16 protein-coding genes are annotated in these 17686 nt (G+C 34.5%); 11 read left to right on the top strand and 5 right to left on the bottom strand.

The window, feature by feature from the left end; translation table 11 throughout:
• Window positions 1-158: 158 nt before the first annotated feature.
• Entirely contained in the window at window positions 159-1139 is a 981-nt protein-coding gene (locus RB618_RS18040) for a linear amide C-N hydrolase (RefSeq protein ID WP_308070034.1), read from the top strand.
• A gap of 457 nt (window positions 1140-1596) precedes the next feature.
• Here the strand turns inward: RB618_RS18040 and RB618_RS18035 are convergent, their stop codons facing one another.
• Complete coding sequence (locus RB618_RS18035; protein WP_308070033.1) at window positions 1597-2388, bottom strand: polysaccharide lyase; 792 nt, start codon at window positions 2386-2388, stop codon at window positions 1597-1599.
• Window positions 2389-2895: 507 nt separating this feature from the next.
• On the opposite strand from RB618_RS18035, the gene katG reads away from it, so the two are divergent.
• Window positions 2896-5169 carry a catalase/peroxidase HPI gene (katG, locus tag RB618_RS18030; RefSeq protein WP_308070032.1) on the top strand — a complete coding sequence of 758 codons (2274 nt, stop codon included), beginning with the start codon at window positions 2896-2898 and terminating at the stop codon, window positions 5167-5169.
• A 150-nt stretch (window positions 5170-5319) separates the two neighbouring features.
• Complete coding sequence (locus tag RB618_RS18025) at window positions 5320-6678, top strand: hypothetical protein (protein ID WP_308070031.1); 1359 nt, start codon at window positions 5320-5322, stop codon at window positions 6676-6678.
• Window positions 6679-6728: 50 nt separating this feature from the next.
• Here RB618_RS18025 and RB618_RS18020 read toward each other — a convergent pair whose 3' ends face one another.
• Both RB618_RS18020 and RB618_RS18015 read right to left on the bottom strand, forming a co-directional pair.
• On the bottom strand, window positions 6729-7283 hold the full coding sequence (locus RB618_RS18020) for a hypothetical protein (RefSeq protein ID WP_308070030.1): 555 nt from the start codon (window positions 7281-7283) through the stop codon (window positions 6729-6731).
• Window positions 7270-7986: a hypothetical protein gene (locus RB618_RS18015; protein ID WP_308070029.1), complete on the bottom strand. Its 717-nt coding sequence runs from the start codon at window positions 7984-7986 to the stop codon at window positions 7270-7272. The genes RB618_RS18020 and RB618_RS18015 overlap by 14 nt, the downstream gene beginning before the upstream one ends.
• Window positions 7987-8116: 130 nt before the next feature.
• Here RB618_RS18015 and RB618_RS18010 point away from each other — a divergent pair, with 130 nt between their 5' ends.
• From RB618_RS18010 to RB618_RS17980, 7 genes are all read left to right on the top strand, one after another.
• Complete coding sequence (locus tag RB618_RS18010; protein WP_308070098.1) at window positions 8117-8437, top strand: helix-turn-helix domain-containing protein; 321 nt, start codon at window positions 8117-8119, stop codon at window positions 8435-8437.
• 109 nt (window positions 8438-8546) lie between these two features.
• On the top strand, window positions 8547-9497 hold the full coding sequence (locus tag RB618_RS18005; protein ID WP_308070028.1) for an aldo/keto reductase: 951 nt from the start codon (window positions 8547-8549) through the stop codon (window positions 9495-9497).
• Between the two features lie 281 nt (window positions 9498-9778).
• Window positions 9779-10477 carry a hypothetical protein gene (locus RB618_RS18000; protein ID WP_308070027.1) on the top strand — a complete coding sequence of 233 codons (699 nt, stop codon included), beginning with the start codon at window positions 9779-9781 and terminating at the stop codon, window positions 10475-10477.
• Between the two features lie 5 nt (window positions 10478-10482).
• Complete coding sequence (locus tag RB618_RS17995) at window positions 10483-11196, top strand: DUF1266 domain-containing protein (RefSeq protein ID WP_308070026.1); 714 nt, start codon at window positions 10483-10485, stop codon at window positions 11194-11196.
• 154 nt (window positions 11197-11350) lie between these two features.
• Window positions 11351-12070: a hypothetical protein gene (locus tag RB618_RS17990; protein WP_308070025.1), complete on the top strand. Its 720-nt coding sequence runs from the start codon at window positions 11351-11353 to the stop codon at window positions 12068-12070.
• A 93-nt stretch (window positions 12071-12163) separates the two neighbouring features.
• A complete protein-coding gene (locus RB618_RS17985) occupies window positions 12164-13588 on the top strand; it encodes an amino acid permease (protein ID WP_308070024.1) in 1425 nt (474 codons plus the stop codon).
• A gap of 72 nt (window positions 13589-13660) precedes the next feature.
• Complete coding sequence (locus RB618_RS17980; RefSeq protein WP_308070097.1) at window positions 13661-14359, top strand: DUF1826 domain-containing protein; 699 nt, start codon at window positions 13661-13663, stop codon at window positions 14357-14359.
• A gap of 64 nt (window positions 14360-14423) precedes the next feature.
• Here RB618_RS17980 and RB618_RS17975 read toward each other — a convergent pair whose 3' ends face one another.
• Together RB618_RS17975 and RB618_RS17970 are read right to left on the bottom strand one after the other, a co-directional pair.
• Window positions 14424-14702: a type II toxin-antitoxin system RelE/ParE family toxin gene (locus RB618_RS17975; RefSeq protein WP_308070023.1), complete on the bottom strand. Its 279-nt coding sequence runs from the start codon at window positions 14700-14702 to the stop codon at window positions 14424-14426.
• Window positions 14695-14940, bottom strand: coding sequence for a CopG family transcriptional regulator (locus tag RB618_RS17970; RefSeq protein WP_308070022.1), 246 nt, complete (start codon window positions 14938-14940; stop codon window positions 14695-14697). The genes RB618_RS17975 and RB618_RS17970 overlap by 8 nt, the downstream gene beginning before the upstream one ends.
• 326 nt (window positions 14941-15266) lie before the next feature.
• Between RB618_RS17970 and RB618_RS17965 the strand changes: the two genes are divergently transcribed.
• Entirely contained in the window at window positions 15267-17639 is a 2373-nt protein-coding gene (locus RB618_RS17965; protein WP_308070021.1) for an arylsulfatase, read from the top strand.
• Window positions 17640-17686 lie beyond the last annotated feature (47 nt).

Genomic DNA, 17686 nt, shown 5'->3' with positions numbered 1-17686 from the left:
CATAAAAAACAGGTTTCACTTTATAATTTGAAACCAGTTTAATTGGCGGTTCAATTTTTATGTTTTTTAACTGTGTTAATTTTAAAATTTTATCAATGTAAAAACAAGCATTAAGGATTTGGAATCTTATTTGTGTAATTATATATAATAATAAACTTATGTGTACTAGAATACTTTATCATGGCTTAGACGAATTAATATTAACCGCTAGATCAATGGATTGGAGTTCTGATCTTCATACAAATCTTTGGCTGCTGCCCCGAGGTATTAAGCGAACAGGAGAAGAAGGTTCGCAATCTATTAAATGGACTTCAAAATATGGAAGTGTTATATCGGCAGTGTATGATATGGCGGCAACAGATGGAATGAATGAAAAAGGATTGGTAGCAAATTTATTATGGCTCTCAGAATCAAGATATCCTGATTGGGATGGCAAAAAATTAAAGCTAACCATGGCAGGATGGGTGCAGTATGTTTTAGATAATTTTGCGACAGTTAATGAAGCTGTAATTGAATTGCAAAAAGAGCCTTTTGTACTTACGACTGGCGCAATGCCTGGAGAAGGGCCAAAGGCGACGCTGCATTTATCAATATCGGATACTACAGGAGATAATGCAATTTTTGAATATATCAACGGAGAATTAGTGATTCATCATAGTCCAAAATATACTGTTATGACTAACTCTCCAATATTTGAAAAGCAACTTGCATTAAATGAGTATTGGGATTCTATAGGAGGGCTCACAATGCTGCCAGGTACCAATCGTGCGGCAGACCGTTTTGTAAGGGCTTCTTTCTATAGTAATATTTTGCCAAAAACCAAAGAAGCTGCTCCTGCAGTGGCTGCTCTTTTAAGTGTTATACGAAATTGTTCTGTGCCTCTTGGGATAACTACACCTGAACAACCCAACATTGCTTCTACTTTATGGAGAACTATTTCAGACCAGAAAAACTTAATTTATTATTTTGAGTCTTCTCAAACACCCAATACTTTTTGGGTAGACTTTAAAAAAGTTGATTTTTCTGTTGATGCTCCTGCTAAGAAGCTTAATCTAACAAATAATGAAGTATATGCTGGTAATACTACTGAATTGTTTGTACAAAATGAACCATATAAAATTAAGGGAAGTCCAAAATAAATTTATAATTGGCAGCTATTCTTATGGATATCTGTCTTCGTTCGTTTAAAATAAAACTAGAGAAATATTTAACTTTTTTGTGATTTTAAGATCGATAATATTTAAAACAACATTCATTGCTTGCTTAGTCAGTATTATATAAAATATGGCAACAATTATAATTCAAATAATTAGAGCGTACTTCTAGTAATCAAAAATAGAGAAGTATTATAGCGCGAAAACCGCCATTTTACAAGTAATCGCCAAAACAGTTTTACTAATGTAGTTAATTTTCTATAGCTGCTATTTAATAAAAAAATGAGTTAAAAAAAAAAATAATGCAATGAAAGCATTAAAAGAAGGGAATTAGAGTTTTAACTCTAGTAAAAACAACTTCGATGTTTTTAATGGTAATAATAAAAAGCATCGAAGTTGTATTTAATTTTTTTCCGGCCCAAATTGTTTTAAAGTCTATAAATTATAGCGCATCCCAAGATGCGCTTGGATAATAGATAGAACTTGTTACCGGAGCTGTCCAATAATTTTGACTTCCACCACGGAAAGTGTGAAGGCTTACAGCATTTACATTTCGCTTAGAATCGTTAGTTACCCAGCGAATTTTTTCATTCAATATCTCCGTGCCATTTACGTAATATTTAACATATCCGTCTGTATTTGAACCAGTATTTAGTTTCACAGATATCTGGCAGTTATACGTTACACCTTCTTGGATGTAATATTTTTTTCCAAAATCATTACCATACTGTCCAGGCTGATCTCTGTAATATACATAAGGCTGAAGATAAGCGCCGCTTCCTTTAGCAGTATTCGATCCATTTGGGCAGTACCACATAAATCTGGCGCTTCCGCCATTTCCATCCCATGCTGCATCGCCACCTGTATTCTGGTCACCAATTAAGATTCCATACCCACATTTTCCGCCTCGGCTCCAGTAAAAACCGTTATTGAATTTCATTTGAAACCATACAGTGTAAACACCTGTTGACCAAACGCCATACGATGTGCATAAACCGCCAGGACAAGATAGTGTATTGGTTTGCAATGTGATTGTTCTTGCTCCAGCTGTACCTCTAGCTGTAGTGCTGCCTTCAATTGCAGCATTAGATGCGAGCGTATCTTTGCTGGCAATTTGCTGGGCTTCTTTTTTAGCAAGTTGGGACGCATTTAAATCTTCTTGCTCCTTTTCGCAAGAAATAAGTACTAATGCCATGGTCAATAGCATACTGGTTAATTTTAAGAATTTCTTCATCTTTTTAATTTTAAGGTTAGTAAACGATTAATAGTTAGTAATAATAGATAGTAGATTACGGTATTTGGGAACCGAAAGTGTAAAGTTGGGTAATAATAATTTTTGGAAGGAGTAATAAAGTACGTTTTTACGTACGCAATAATACAGGTTATATTTTTTGTATGTTTTTCTGAAAATTGGAAGACAAGATTACTGGATTTTTCAGAAGAAAGAAGCTAATAATGCTTTGGTCTTAAAACTAGAAATTAGCAAATGACTGAATTATAAAATTTTATAGAATGAAAAGATTCTTTTTTATTAAATTTATGTAGTTGTAATATCATATTAAAAAAGTTCTTTTTTTAAGAAAGAACCTTTTTGGTAAAACTAACTGAGTTATAAGGATTTTAAATATGAAAAATGTTTATAAATAGATTTTGTCTATTTCGGAAGTAGTATTTACAATCTGCAGCCCTAATTTTCTCTTTCATTAGTTTGTAATTTAGTCAAAAATAAAAATTTTCAACTATGGATAATCAATCAAATGACATCAGCAAATGCCCTTTTCACAATGGAAGCATGGACAAGCAAGCCGCATCGGGCACGAAAAACGGTGACTGGTGGCCTAAACAGTTAAAGGTAAATATCTTGAGACAAAATTCAGCATTGTCAGATCCTCTAGACAAGGATTTTAATTATGCAGAAGCTTTTAAAAGTTTGGATCTTGAGGCCTTAAAGAAAGATTTACATGTTCTTATGACCGATTCGCAAGATTGGTGGCCTGCTGATTTTGGTCACTATGGAGGACTTTTTATAAGAATGGCTTGGCACAGTGCGGGTACTTATAGAGTGCATGACGGACGTGGAGGAGCAGGAGCAGGACAACAGCGTTTTGCACCGCTTAACAGCTGGCCAGATAATGTTAGTCTTGATAAAGCAAGAAGATTGCTTTGGCCAATTAAACAAAAGTACGGACAAAAAATCTCATGGGCCGATTTGCTGATTCTAACTGGAAATGTTGCTTTAGAGTCTATGGGCTTTAAGACATTTGGTTTTGCCGGAGGACGTGCAGATGTATGGGAAGCCGATGAGTCTGTATATTGGGGATCTGAAACCACATGGCTAGGAGGTGATGAACGTTATAAAGCGGGATCTGATGGTGTTCCAAAAGATCATGGTGTAGTATCGTCAGACGACAATGCAGATGGAAATATTCATAGTAGAAATTTAGAGAAACCTCTTGCAGCAGTGCAAATGGGACTTATATATGTAAATCCTGAGGGGCCAGATGGCAATCCTGATCCAATTGCTGCAGCCAAAGATATTAGAGATACTTTTGGACGTATGGCAATGGATGATGAAGAAACAGTGGCATTAATTGCTGGTGGACATACTTTTGGTAAAACGCATGGAGCGGCTTCTTCTGATAATGTAGGTGCTGAGCCCGAAGCGGCTGGTTTAGAATTGCAAGGTTTAGGATGGCAGAATAGTTATGGTTCAGGAAAAGGGTCAGACGCTATTACAAGCGGACTTGAGGTGACTTGGACAAAAACGCCAACACAATGGAGCAATAACTTTTTCGAAAACTTATTTGCTTACGAATGGGAACTTTCTAAAAGTCCAGCAGGGGCACATCAATGGGTAGCAAAAAATGCTGAGGCTATTATTCCTGATGCTTTTGATCCTAACAAAAAGCATTTGCCAACGATGCTTACTACCGATTTGTCATTAAGGCTGGATCCAGCTTATGAGAAAATTTCTCGTCGATTTTTAGAAAATCCAGACGAATTTGCAGATGCCTTTGCACGAGCATGGTTTAAATTAACACATCGTGATATGGGACCGCGTGCTCTTTATTTAGGAGCAGAAGTGCCTAAGGAAGAACTTTTATGGCAAGATCCTATTCCAGAAGTAAATCACGCATTAATAGATGACCAAGATATAGCTCAACTAAAAGAGAAAATACTAAACTCAGGATTAAGCACATCTCAGTTAGTTTCAACAGCATGGGCTTCGGCTTCTACTTTTAGAGGATCAGATAAACGAGGTGGTGCAAATGGAGCTCGCATTAGACTTGCACCACAGAAAGACTGGGAAATAAATAATCCAGTAGCACTTAAAGTAGTTTTAGATAAGTTAGAGGCAATTCAAAAAGAATTTAATGCTGCAAATGGCAGTAAAAAAGTTTCATTGGCAGATTTAATAGTTCTTGGAGGTAGTGCGGCTGTCGAAAAAGCGGCAAAAAATGCAGGAGCTTCTGTAACTGTTCCTTTTTCACCTGGGCGTATGGATGCATCTGCAGAACAAACAGATGTTGAATCATTTGGATATCTAGAGCCAAGAGCAGACGGTTTTAGAAATTATAGAAAAACAAAATCATCTGTTTTAACAGAAGAACTTCTTATCGATAAAGCACATCTATTAACTCTCACTGCTCCTGAGCTAACAGTTCTTTTAGGGGGACTTCGAGTTTTGGATATTAACGCAGACGGAAGCAAAAACGGTGTCTTTACCAATAGACCAGGTCATTTGACAAATGATTTCTTTATTAATTTATTGGATATGAGCACAAAGTGGCAATCGGTTTCTAATGATCAAGAACTTTATACTGGGAATGATAGAAGTACTGGACAGCCTAAATGGATAGGTACGCGTGCTGATCTTGTTTTTGGTTCAAATTCAGAATTGAGAGCAATAGCAGAAGTATATGCTGCTTCTGATGCACATGAAAAATTTGTACAAGATTTTATTGCAGTTTGGACTAAAGTAATGAATCTGGATAGATTTGACTTAAAAGCTTAATGCAGCAGAAAAGAATACTCTTAAAAAGACGCCTACTAGGCGTCTTTTTTTTGGGATAGATAATTTAAAATGATATTAATTTACCATGAAATCAGGTATTGTTTTCTCTAGGTGGCGTCAGTAAATTTGTGGCAAATCAAATAAATACCAATGAGAGTTAACACTATAGATAGTTTTTTAGCAATGAAATTAACATTTTTAAAGAATAAAAGTGTAAATCTGGTAAAACAGTTTTTTTATTTAATGATACTGCTTCCTTTTATTGCATTCAGCCAAAAAGAAATTGTACCCGGCAGTAAGGATATCAATACGAAGTATATCAAACCAGGAAAATCACTTTATACCGTTTATTATGTAAAAGGTACAGAATGGAAGAATATGGGAGCATTGACCTATGATATTACATTAGCAAACAATCAGTTAACTTTGGATAATACTTTTACTCCAAAAGACAATGGAAAACCAACTACACGTATTAGCACAGCAGATGCACTAACACTTAAAGCGATCAGTTATTCTGATGAAACCAAAAATGCAAAACTGAACCTTAACTTTGGAGAAACAATTACGGGTAATTTTTATTCGAAGAAAACCAAAAAAGATAAAAAACTGAAACTTAAACCTAAGGAAGAATTTTTTGATTTCAATTGGACCGATCATTTAATCGGAACATTGCCTTTAGATGTAGGATACAAAGGCCGTTTTCCTCAGTTTTATTATAATGATGAGTCAAATGTGCTGGTTGAATATTATACCATTAAAGAGGTAAAAAGTTTTGTTTATAGTTCACCGAGAACTGGTAAACACGAGTCATGGATTGTCTCGGTTTTGGAAGAAAGCACTAATGCCTATTATAATTATATTATAGACAAAAAAGACCGTCGTCTTTGGCAACGAGAAATGTCTATGGCTAACGGAATGTGGGAAATAACCGTTAATGAAGAATTGGATTATCAACCCATTAAAAATAAATTTAATAAAGAGGAAGTTGCCCGACAGATTGCAAATGGCAATGGCGTTATAATAGGTACAGCTTACGCACGATCTGACTCTGGCAAGAGATTGGGCGGTTTGGTTAACACAGCTAAAAAACAATACGCTCCAAAAGGTACAGAGATTACGCTTTTTCCAAGTTCTGCTTATTATGAAGAATGGTTAGAGGTGAACAAGAAAATTCGCAAACAGAAAAAAATGCCAGAAGTTCCGTTGGATAGTGATTTTGGATATTCGGTTAAAAAAGCCAAAGTTTATGACGATCAAGGACATTTTGAATTTGCAGATCTAATGCCAGGAACTTACATTGTTATGGTAAGTTTTGATTTTACAAACTCTTATAATTATTCGTATGTATCTGGTTATACCAATTATTATAATTATTTTGGCTATCAAGGTTCTACGACCAATTATGGTACAGCAAGCCAATCTTATAATGATAAAGCTAACATTGAGAAGCGTGTGACCATTGATAAGGATGGGGAAAAGAAAGAAGTAAATTTAAAAGAAATATAAGAAAATGAGAAAGCCGTATCAGCAGAGAGTTAGATACGGCTTTAGTTTTTTTAATTTTCCTGCTCAAATTTGGACATATACATGTACCAATTCCATTCCCAAGAGTTTCCGTTATCTTCAGAGAATGCTTGGCTCCATACTGGATTATTTTTGTCTCTCGCATCCCATCGGAAAATCACAACAATATCTTTCCCGTTAAAAGTATCTTTAGTAATAAAGTGGCCTACATTATTTTCGAACGAGCCTAATACTGGCGGATCTAGTTTTCCTTCATTAGAATCGGCCCAGTAAATACTCCACAATCTACTTTTCGGATTAAATAATCTAACCGTCATTCCTTCAAATGGATTTCCGTCAAAAGTGGCAAGAAAATTATCAATATTGCCAATTCCATTGAGAATCTTGTACATTTCTTGTGTCGATTCAAATTCGGTCCATTCCGTACAATTAGACAATCTGGAATTGAGTTTCTTATTATGAAGTTTCCATTTTCCTTCAAAAAAATCAAAATCATCTTTAGATGAAGTAGGAGAAGCTGTAATGATTAATTCTCCGTTTTCATCAAAACTGATTTTCGGTATTTCTAAATTTTCAGTTTGCATCATTTTTAGTTCTTTGATTATTAGTTTGTTGGTTTAAAAGTAATAATTTATGATGGATTGTTACCAATTGCTGTATTGAAAAATTTAATGAAGATGACATACCATCAATTGCTTTTTGCTTGGCTTCATAATCATCTTTATCTTCAAAATGAGTTATAGATACCAAGAGATTTTTATCTTGAAAAACAGGAAGTCTTGGAAAATCGTTTTCTTTCATTTCGCTAATCCAAAATGAAATATCGGTAATATTTATAGTTTTTAGAAATGGTTTATATTCAGCATCAAATAACTTTATTACTTGTTCAATTGTACTATTGCAGATATAGAAATCAATCACTGTAAAGCTTTTATTCGTTTTGAGATTATTATTGTTTAATGGTTTTAACAGATAAACATTATCGGAGTTGATCATCATTTCATTTGCTGCTTTTCCGTTTTCTTTCCATGCAATGCTTTCACAGTAAAAGTCATTTAGAAATTTTACTCTTGTGTCCATATCTTTAAAGCCGCGCAACCAAACAAACCGATCATTTAAGCTGTCAATTTTAAATTCTCCTAAAGTGTAACCGCCTAATTCCTTCATTGATTCAACAAATTTGGAATGAAAATATTGGCTGAAAGTATCTGCTAAATTTGGTTTCAGCAAATAATTACGAATTTCCAATACTTGAATATCTTCTGAGTCTTCTAGATTATTGTAAGCCATATTTTTCTATTTAAAATGTTTATACAAAGTAAATTAAATGATATCTTTATGGCAAGTAGGCACTAATTTGTATCCTACATACTAAAAGTATATTAATGCTGATTATCAGTAAGTAATAATTTTAAAAATGATGAAAAAAAATAAATTTGCCTATTGTCCAGTTGATTATGCTTTTCAAAGAATTGGAGGTAAATACAAAGGAAGAATCTTATGGTATTTGAAAGATGGTATTATGAGATATGGGGAGTTAAAAAGAATTGTAGAAGGAATAACACCCAAAATGCTTACGCAAACGCTAAGAGAATTAGAAGAAGATAAATTAATTATAAGAAAGGTTTATAAAGAAGTGCCGCCTCGCGTAGAATATCGTCTTTCGGAAACTGGAAAAGAATTAATTCCATTTATTGACCAGATGCGAATTTGGGGAGAAAAACAAATGGCTATAAGCTAGCCTTTTGATTTCTTCTAAAGAATTTCCAGTATTAGAAAATTAAGCACTTTATATAAAAATAATATCTACTTTTATTAGCTGATTATGAATTGACTATTAAACCAAAAATATGAGTTCTCAAAACCAAAAAAACGAAATAAACCGACGCAAGTTTTTGCAAAATACTACATTAGCAACTGCTGGAATTTACTTGGGTGTTTTAGGTATGCCTAAACTGTTTGGAAATGTCTTGAATGATAATAGTTCTGTTGTTGCGATCCCAGATGTTAAATTGAATAACGGATTGAAAATGCCTATACTAGGTTTTGGAACTTACGGACTTAGCGGCGAGGTTTGCCAGAAATCTGTAGTTGAAGCCATAGCTGCAGGTTACCGTCTTATTGACACCGCAAAAGTGTACGGAAATGAAGTAGAAGTAGGCAAAGCAATAAAACAAAGCGGAATAGACAGGAAACAGCTTTTTGTCACTTCGAAATTATGGGTCGATGATGCTGGTTATGAAAATGCTAAAAAAGGTTTTGAAGAAACACTAAGAAAATTGCAGCTCGATTATCTTGATTTATATCTGATACACCGCCCAAGAGGAGATGTAAAAGGATCGTGGAAGGCAATGGAAGAGCTTTACAAAGCAGGAAAAATCAAAGCTATTGGAATTAGCAACTTTGATCCAGCTCAATTGGCAGATCTTTTGTCTTATGCGAAGGTAAAACCTGTAGTGAATCAAATAGAAACGCATGCTTATTATCAGCAAACAAATGATTATATGGTGCTAAAAGAGCATAATATCCAAATGGAAGCATGGGCGCCTTTTGCAGAAGGCCGCAACGGTCTTTTTACAAATGAAACATTAACCCAGATTGCCAAGAAGCATAGTAAAACTACAGCACAAGTAAGCTTAAGATGGCATTTTCAGCGTGGTATTGTTGCTATTCCGAGATCTTCACAAAAAGCACATATTGCTGAAAACCTCAATATATTTGATTTTAAGCTTGATGATGCTGATATGAAAGCGATCGAAAAATTGGATTTAAATAGAACCCAGTTTCCAGAGTGGAGTTAAAGCTTAAATTGAAAACTATAATCAAAAGCCCATTTCTAACGAAATGGGCTTTTTTAGTTTGTGATTCTTTGCAGAACCGCTATTAACTTTTTTAATCTAATGAATAAAAATTAAACGGATTTATAAAAAGTATTAGCGGATATCCAATCATCTTAGACGAATTTATATCTGTTTAAATTCTCATTCTCTTTTTTCTAAAATTTGTGTTCTAATATTGTTTTGTTGTAAGACAAAATAATAAAACAAGAAGTATTTAAAACCAAAGTAACAAACAAAAAAGTATGAATCCATTATTTTTAATTCCAGTTGTATTGATAACTGCAGGTGTAATTTTTATGATTAGCATGAATAAAAAACACAAGACTGCAAAAGCAGAAATTGATTTAAATTTTGAACGAACAAAATATGACCAATACAAACAAGAATTGCTGGCTAACGATTTCTCGCAATTGAAACATTGGATGAAAGGCAAATCTATTGACGCTTTTACTTCTGCATCTGTGCCTCAATCTACAAGCAGTAAAATTCAGGAAATTGTAAGTGATGGTATAAAGAATGTTGCATTATCACCAGTTGGTGTAAAATTGAGAAGAATAGAAACAGATTGCTTTTGGGTTTTGAGCGGAAACGATTTGCACTTTTTTTGCACTAATACAGTTGGCGAATTAGACGAACATATTGTTTTTGATAATTTCAGAATTGAAGATGCCAAACTTGAATATGGTGGGGTATTAAAATCGCAATTGGGTATTTATTCTAAATCTTCTGAAGAATATTTGCCAAAAACACATATTATCACTTTTAATATCGATGGCAGTCCATTGTCACTTGAAATACACGATAGGCTCAATTATATAGTCGATCCAGCTGATGTATTAAACTTGAAAAAACAATTGGAAATAAGAGCAAAATATAGAGTGGTGGGCGAAAGATTTACCGCTATTCTACAAGGCAAATTTTCTAATTTGAAAGCAGCATAATAGGCATGGGATTTTTTTCAAAAATTTTAAACTCATTTCAAAGTATTAAACTAAACAAAGAAAATGAGGTAAAAGGGTATTTGTTAGACCATTTGCTTGTTGGTTCAATGTATGCCGAACAGCAATCAGCCTATTTGAATTCTTATGAAACAGGTTTAAATAGATCTGATATCGTCACATTGGCTGAGGATTACTGGGGAATATATAATAGAGATCAAGCGATAGAAATTCTTCAGAATCTGCACGACAGAAATCAAGATGAAAATATGAATGTCGTTTATAAAGCTTTTGAGGATAGGGAAAATTATGTTAACATTTTAAAATCAAATCTGCCAAAAGAAGAAGGCTTGTTTGAACATTATATAGAGCTGTTTAGAACACTAAATGATATTGTTCCAGAATTAATGGAACAAAATGTTATAACAGATTTTTCTCAAATAAAAATGACAAAAGATAGCGCCTGGAATTACGGAAGAGGCGCCTTCTTAGCACGCTGCTGTTATGATTTGGGATATCTTTCAGAAAAGGAGCTTAAAGACTATTTAGAAAAATCCCATACCGATTTAAAAAAATACTGTAGCACTTGGAAAGAATACACAACAAGCTATATTTTTGGAAGAGCCGTTTGGGGTGGCGCAAATAATAGCGGAATGATACAGATTGCACATGATTTGCTGAATAATGAAAATAGTCCGCTTAAGAATAAAACCTATATCTAACTGCTTTTTTAATTAATTATAAAAATTTTAGGGTATAATTTTATTCTTTGATTTATTCTTTTTTAATTTGATAGAGGTGAATCTTTGTGAGGTATTTAAAAATGTAGATTCCTTATAAAGATTCACCTCATTTGAATTTTAAAGATGTTTTTTAATGATTTATAACCAAGAAAATTTTCCCAAAATATATTCTGAACGCAATCTAGGAATTACCATTTTAATATATTCACTTTTTGGACTTTTAGGTGTTGCAATGCTCGCCTTATTTGTTGCCCTGCCGCTCAGCATTCAGTTGGAACACAATAGTCCTTTATCTAGTGGCGAGATGATCTTCGATCTTATCTATTTTCCTTTGCTGCTTTGGGGGATTTGGGCGCTGTACAAAAATTATCAGCGACAAAGGCTGAAAAAAGTCACTATGATTTCTGTAGATCGTTATGGTGTGCATCACCATCAGTTAGATGGTAAGATTCAAAGCGTTTTATATAAAGATTTGGAGGTTAGTGCAGAAGTTTACGTAAGTGATATCGATCGAAAAACGGGAACAAAATATTCTCCAAGCTATATTTTCGGATTTAAGAACGGAAAGCGCATTCCCATTTATTTTTCTACATCAGAGAATGGGCTGTCATATTTACCTAAGAATGAAAATCAGTTAATTGCTCATTTTTTGCAGGGCGTCGCTTTGTTTTGCCCGCATCTAAAGGTTTCCCAAATGGTTTATGGCTTTTATTTTATAAATCCTGAGATTTTTGAATTAGATAAAAAAGCCCAAAGAATCGCGTATTTGATAGCCTTTGTACTAGTTGTAATTATCCTTCTTGCGATCGATCTGCTTCTAAAATACACCAAAGGCTTTTCGTTATTGTTTTAAATACAAACACAACTTTGTAAAATTTTCAGATTTTAACTTATCTTCGCTGTTTATAGGTTTCCAAAAACAATTAACTCTTTTAAAATCTAATTTGTGAAAAATAATCATGATGCCGCAGAAGACAATCAGCTAAAACGTGGACTGACTAATCGCCACATTCAATTAATTGCCCTTGGCGGATCAATAGGAACGGGGCTTTTCCTCGGAATTGGCCCAGCGGCTGTATTAGCAGGACCATCTGTTATTTTAGGATATGCCATTGCCGGAATTATCGCTTTCTTTATTATGAGACAGCTTGGTGAAATGGTTGTTGAAGAACCTGTTTCAGGAAGCTTTAGCTACTTTGCCTACAAGTATTGCGGTTCTTTTGCTGGTTTTGCATCAGGTTGGAATTATTGGATTTTGTATATTCTAGTTAGTATGGCCGAGCTTACAGCCATTGGGGTTTATGTGCAATTTTGGTGGCCAGAAATTCCGTTGTGGGCATCCAGTTTATTTTTCTTTTTAGTTATCAATGCTTTAAATTTTGCTTCGGTAAAAGTTTACGGAGAAACCGAATTCTGGTTTTCAATTATAAAAGTTGTTGCCATTATTGCGATGATCCTTTTTGGGGCTTATTTGCTAGTAAGCGGAACAGGAGGAGAGCATGCTACCATTCATAATTTATATAATGATGGAGGTTTTTTTCCAAAAGGTCTTTTCGAAAAAACAGCAAATGGCAGTTTTCAAGGTTTATTATCTGCAATGGCGCTCATTATGTTTTCTTTTGGAGGCTTAGAACTAATCGGAATTACCGCTGCTGAGGCCGAAAATCCAGAAAAAAATATCCCTAAAGCAACCAATCAGGTTATTTATAGAATCCTAATATTTTATGTTGGTGCATTGGTTATTTTATTTGCCTTGTCACCTTGGCGACAAATTACTACAGACAGCAGTCCGTTTGTAATGGTTTTTCAGAATCTTAACGGAATGGAATTTGAACTGTTTGGCAACAAAATATACTTTACGCGCCTTATTGCCAATGTGCTTAATTTAATTGTATTAACTGCCGCTTTATCAGTTTACAATAGCAGTGTTTACAGCAACTCACGAATGTTATTTGGATTAGCAGATCAAGGTAGTGCTCCTAAGTTTTTAAAGAAGCTCAACAAACATTCTGTGCCCGTTAATGCTATTTTAATTTCGTCATGTTTTGCAGCCATCTGCATTTTAATCAATAAAATAATTCCAGAAGAAGCTTTCAGTATTTTAATGTCTCTAGTGGTGTCTTGCTTAGTTATTAACTGGGTTATGATTTCGTATACGCATCTGCAATTTAGACGCACAAAAGACAGCGAAAATATAAAGACCAAGTTTGCTTCCATATTTTATCCAATAAGCAATTACATCTGTTTTGTATTTTTATTGGGCATTTTATTGATCATGTGGATGACAGATATGAAGTTATCTGTAGAATTAATCCCTATTTGGCTGGGCATTCTTTTTATTTTTTATAGAGTTTTTAAAACTAAAAAATAAGCAAGTTTTAATGCTTCATGTATTGTATAAATTTTGTGATACATGAAGCAAATAGTTTTGAAATATTGTACCATGAGCAATACATTTTCTGATAACAGCCAAATTGGAGTAGTAGCTACTTTCTCCGAACTTGTGCATACCAATTTCAAGGGAGAAATGAATGCGCTATGCTGGCATAGAAATTTGGATGGCGATTTTAAGGAAATTGTAGCCAAACTGTCTTTAAAAGAAAATATAACCGAAGTTTCTCCCAAAGATTTAATTGAACTCCAACTCTCAGAAAAGGGGAATATAGCAAGAGAAATAATCTTAAATGATTTGCAATTATTAGCCGATTTTGGTGCTTCGCCTTCTCTTAATTTACTGAAGTGTTACGAACGTGACGATGAATTTGATTTCATATCTACAGATGTATATTCGTTTCACGTCGATCGTTCGCCCATTGCAACCGATACTTTTTTATGCACCTATCATGGAGCGGCTAGTGATATTGTTGCTAATGCGCAAGCAGAACAAAAGATTCTAATTCCAGAAATTCGAGCAAAGTTAAAAGAGCTTCATGATGGAGCAGAAGAGGACTTTGAAGATTTTTTAAAAGAAAATTATTTTGACTTGCATTATCAGTTGCACCAAAATGCAGAACCAATTAATTTAGGATTAGGGCATCTTTGGCGATTGGCTGTAGATCATCCAAAACAAGAAGTAATGCCTTGTATTCATAGAGCACCTGTAGAAAATGAAGGAGAATATAGATTGTTGCTGATTTGTTGAGAAATACGGTCTGTCGAGTTTAGATTTCTATTGCAATAAAGTATTCCCAACAAATTGATTTGCTTTAAAAGTCTTGTCTTCCGATGATGGTAATAATCTCTATGCGCTTATCTCCCTTAATTCTGTAATAAATAGTGTCAACACCGCAAACACAATAGCGATATCCTGTTTTAATGTGATCAGCAGATGGAAATAAAAAAGGATTTTCTTCTATTTTTTCAAAACAATCATAAAACATATTAAAATAATTGTCAGCTTGATTAATGCCAAACTTACCAATACCATAATAATAAATTCTTTTTAAATCTTCTTTGGCTTCGCTACTTAAATAATAGCTATACATTAGGCAGATCTTTTTTAAATTCGGCTAACATTTCTTCTCTTGTCTGTTTTTCTGCAAAGCCGCTTTTTTCTCCTTTATCTATTTTAGCTCTCACAAACTCATAATATTCTTCTTTTATACGAGCCTGCTTAATCAAATAGTTAATAGCTTCACTTTTACTGCTAAACTCTTCTGTGTCAACCTGATTTTTTAACCACTCGTCATTAGGGGCAGTTAATGATATGCTTTGTCGTGTCATAATGATTCAAGTTTAAAATTGGTGTAAATTTACACCAAAATCTTTAGATGAAAGACATAATTTAGATGAAATTGTTTTTTAGTTCTTGGGATAATGAAGTAGATATTTTAGATCCTAATCTGTCGAAGATAAAAATAGGTTTTTAATAACATTATTAAAAAACGAGAAGAAAATATTTCACTTGAGTTTATAAGACTGGCATTTTTTTGATTAAACAGTTATCTATTTTACTAAAAGTTTGTTGCAAATTATAATCTGCAACATCATTAAAAGATTTTGTAAAACCCATGTTTGTAAATTTATTACGAATAACAAAATCTCGTAATATGAAACCGTTTATCAGCCCAAAATTGCTTTTAATTTTAGCTGTATTTTTTTTCAGCTGCAATCAATCCCAGAAAACAGATTCTGTAACAGAAAAAACAGATTCAGGAGAATTAGACCGAACTACACTACCAATTCCTGAGCCACCTTTTGGCGGAAAAATTGGAGAAACCTACAAAGAATCTAAAGAAGAATGGCCAAAACTGGTTACGCCTCCACAAGGAGCTCCAAATGTAATTGTTATTCTTTTAGATGATGTTGGTTTCGGACAGGTAAGTACTTTTGGAGGGCCCGTTCCAACACCAGAATTAGATAAATTAGCGGCAAATGGTTTAAAGTACAATAGATTTCATACTACTGCAATTTGCGGACCTTCTAGAGCGGCTTTATTAACCGGAAGAAATCATCATAATGCCGGTTCTGGTTTCTTGGCCGAATGGGCAACAGGATATCCTAGTTACAATTGTATGATTCCAAAAACTACTGCAACTTCGGGTAGAATCTTAAAAGGAAATGGATACAGTACAAGTTGGTTCGGAAAAAATCATAATACTCCAGACTGGGAAACTTCTGTTACTGGTCCTTTTGATCGCTGGCCTACGGGTTTAGGGTTTGATTACTTTTATGGATTTAATGCCGGAGAAACACATCAATATTATCCAGTTCTATTTGAAAATACAAAAGCCGTAGAACCCGATAAATCTCCAGAGCAAGGCTATCATTTCATGACCGATATGACTGATAGAGCTATTAACTGGCTGGAATATAGTAAATCAGTAGCGCCTCAAAAACCGGTTATGCTGTATTTTGCTCCAGGTGCGGCACATGCACCGCATCATGCACCAAAAGAATGGCGTGATAAATTTAAAGGACAGTTTGATAAAGGCTGGGATGTCGTGAGACAAGAAACTTACGAACGTCAGTTAAAAATGGGAATTATACCAAAAGGAACAAAATTGACTCCAAGACCAGACTGGGTTACGCCATGGGACAAACTTTCGGCAGATCAGAAAAAGCTTTTTGCACGTTTGATGGAAAATTATGCGGGATATCTTTCGTTTGCCGATCATGAAACAGGACGACTTTTAGAAGCCATCAGTAAGCTTCCTGATGCAGATAATACTTTGATATTTTACATTGTAGGAGATAATGGAGCAAGTTCTGAAGGAGGAATGGAAGGTACAGTTAACGAAATAAAAGCATTGAGCGGAATCGCAACTCCGTTGAAAGATAACTTAAAACATCTTGATGAAATTGGAAATCCTAATACGGAGCCTCATTATCCTGTGGGTTGGGCTTGGGCAGGAAATGCTCCTTTTCAGTGGGTAAAACAAGTTGCGTCTCACTTTGGCGGAAGCCGAAATCCGATGGTGGTTAGCTGGCCAAAAGTAATAAAAGATAAAGGCGGTATGCGAAGCCAATTTGTGCATTTGATTGATGTGCTTCCAACCGTTTTAGAGGCGTCTCATTTGCCAGCGCCAAAAACGGTTGATGGTGTTGAACAGAAACCTATGGACGGAGTTTCGTTCTTATCTACTTTTACTGATAAAAATGCAAAACCAGTTAGAACTAGACAATATTTTGAGATCTTTAGCAACAGAGCTATTTATGATAATGGCTGGGTTGCCGCGACACAACACACTTTCCCATGGAGACAGGATTTTGCACCAGGAAACTGGGATAAAGATAAATGGGAACTTTATAATATTGATGAAGATTATAGCGAATCGGTTGATTTGGCTAAAAAATATCCTGAAAAGCTTAAGGAACTGCAAGCGATTTTTGATGAAGAAGCAAAAAAATACAATGTTTATCCATTAGACGATAGAGGAACAGGCCGATTAATTTCTCCAAAACCAACTCCATCAGATCCTAAACGAAAACATTTTACTTTCTATGCAGGAGCAACGAGATTGGCGGAAACGGCATCTCCAAACACCAAAAATAAATCGCATAGTATTACAGCCGAAATCGAGCTGAAATCTAAATCAGACAGCGGTATTATTGTAGCTTCTGGCGGAAGTTCGGCAGGATTTGCGCTATATATTCAAAACGGAAAACTGGTATATCATTATAATTATTTTGATGAAGCCCGTTACGTCATTACTTCAAAAGAATCACTTCCAGTCGGAAAAAGTACAGTAAGATTTGATTTTGCTTATGATGGCGGTGGAACTGGAAAAGGGGGAACAGGAAAATTGTATATCAACGATAAATTAGTTGGCGAAGGACGAATTGATAAAACCGTGGCGGCGCGTTTCGGAATCGATACTTTCGGAATCGGCGAAGATACGGGCTCTCCAGTTGCATACTCGTACAAGCTTCCATTTAAGTTTACGGGTAAAATTGATAAGGTGAATATTGACCTGAAATAATTATTAATTATAAATGGTGAATTGTAAATTAAAAAAATTAACATAAA

It is taken from the genome of Flavobacterium sp. LHD-85, assembly GCF_030929595.1.
Taxonomy (GTDB): Bacteria; Bacteroidota; Bacteroidia; order Flavobacteriales; family Flavobacteriaceae; genus Flavobacterium.
This window is presented reverse-complemented; position numbering and strand designations above follow the sequence as displayed.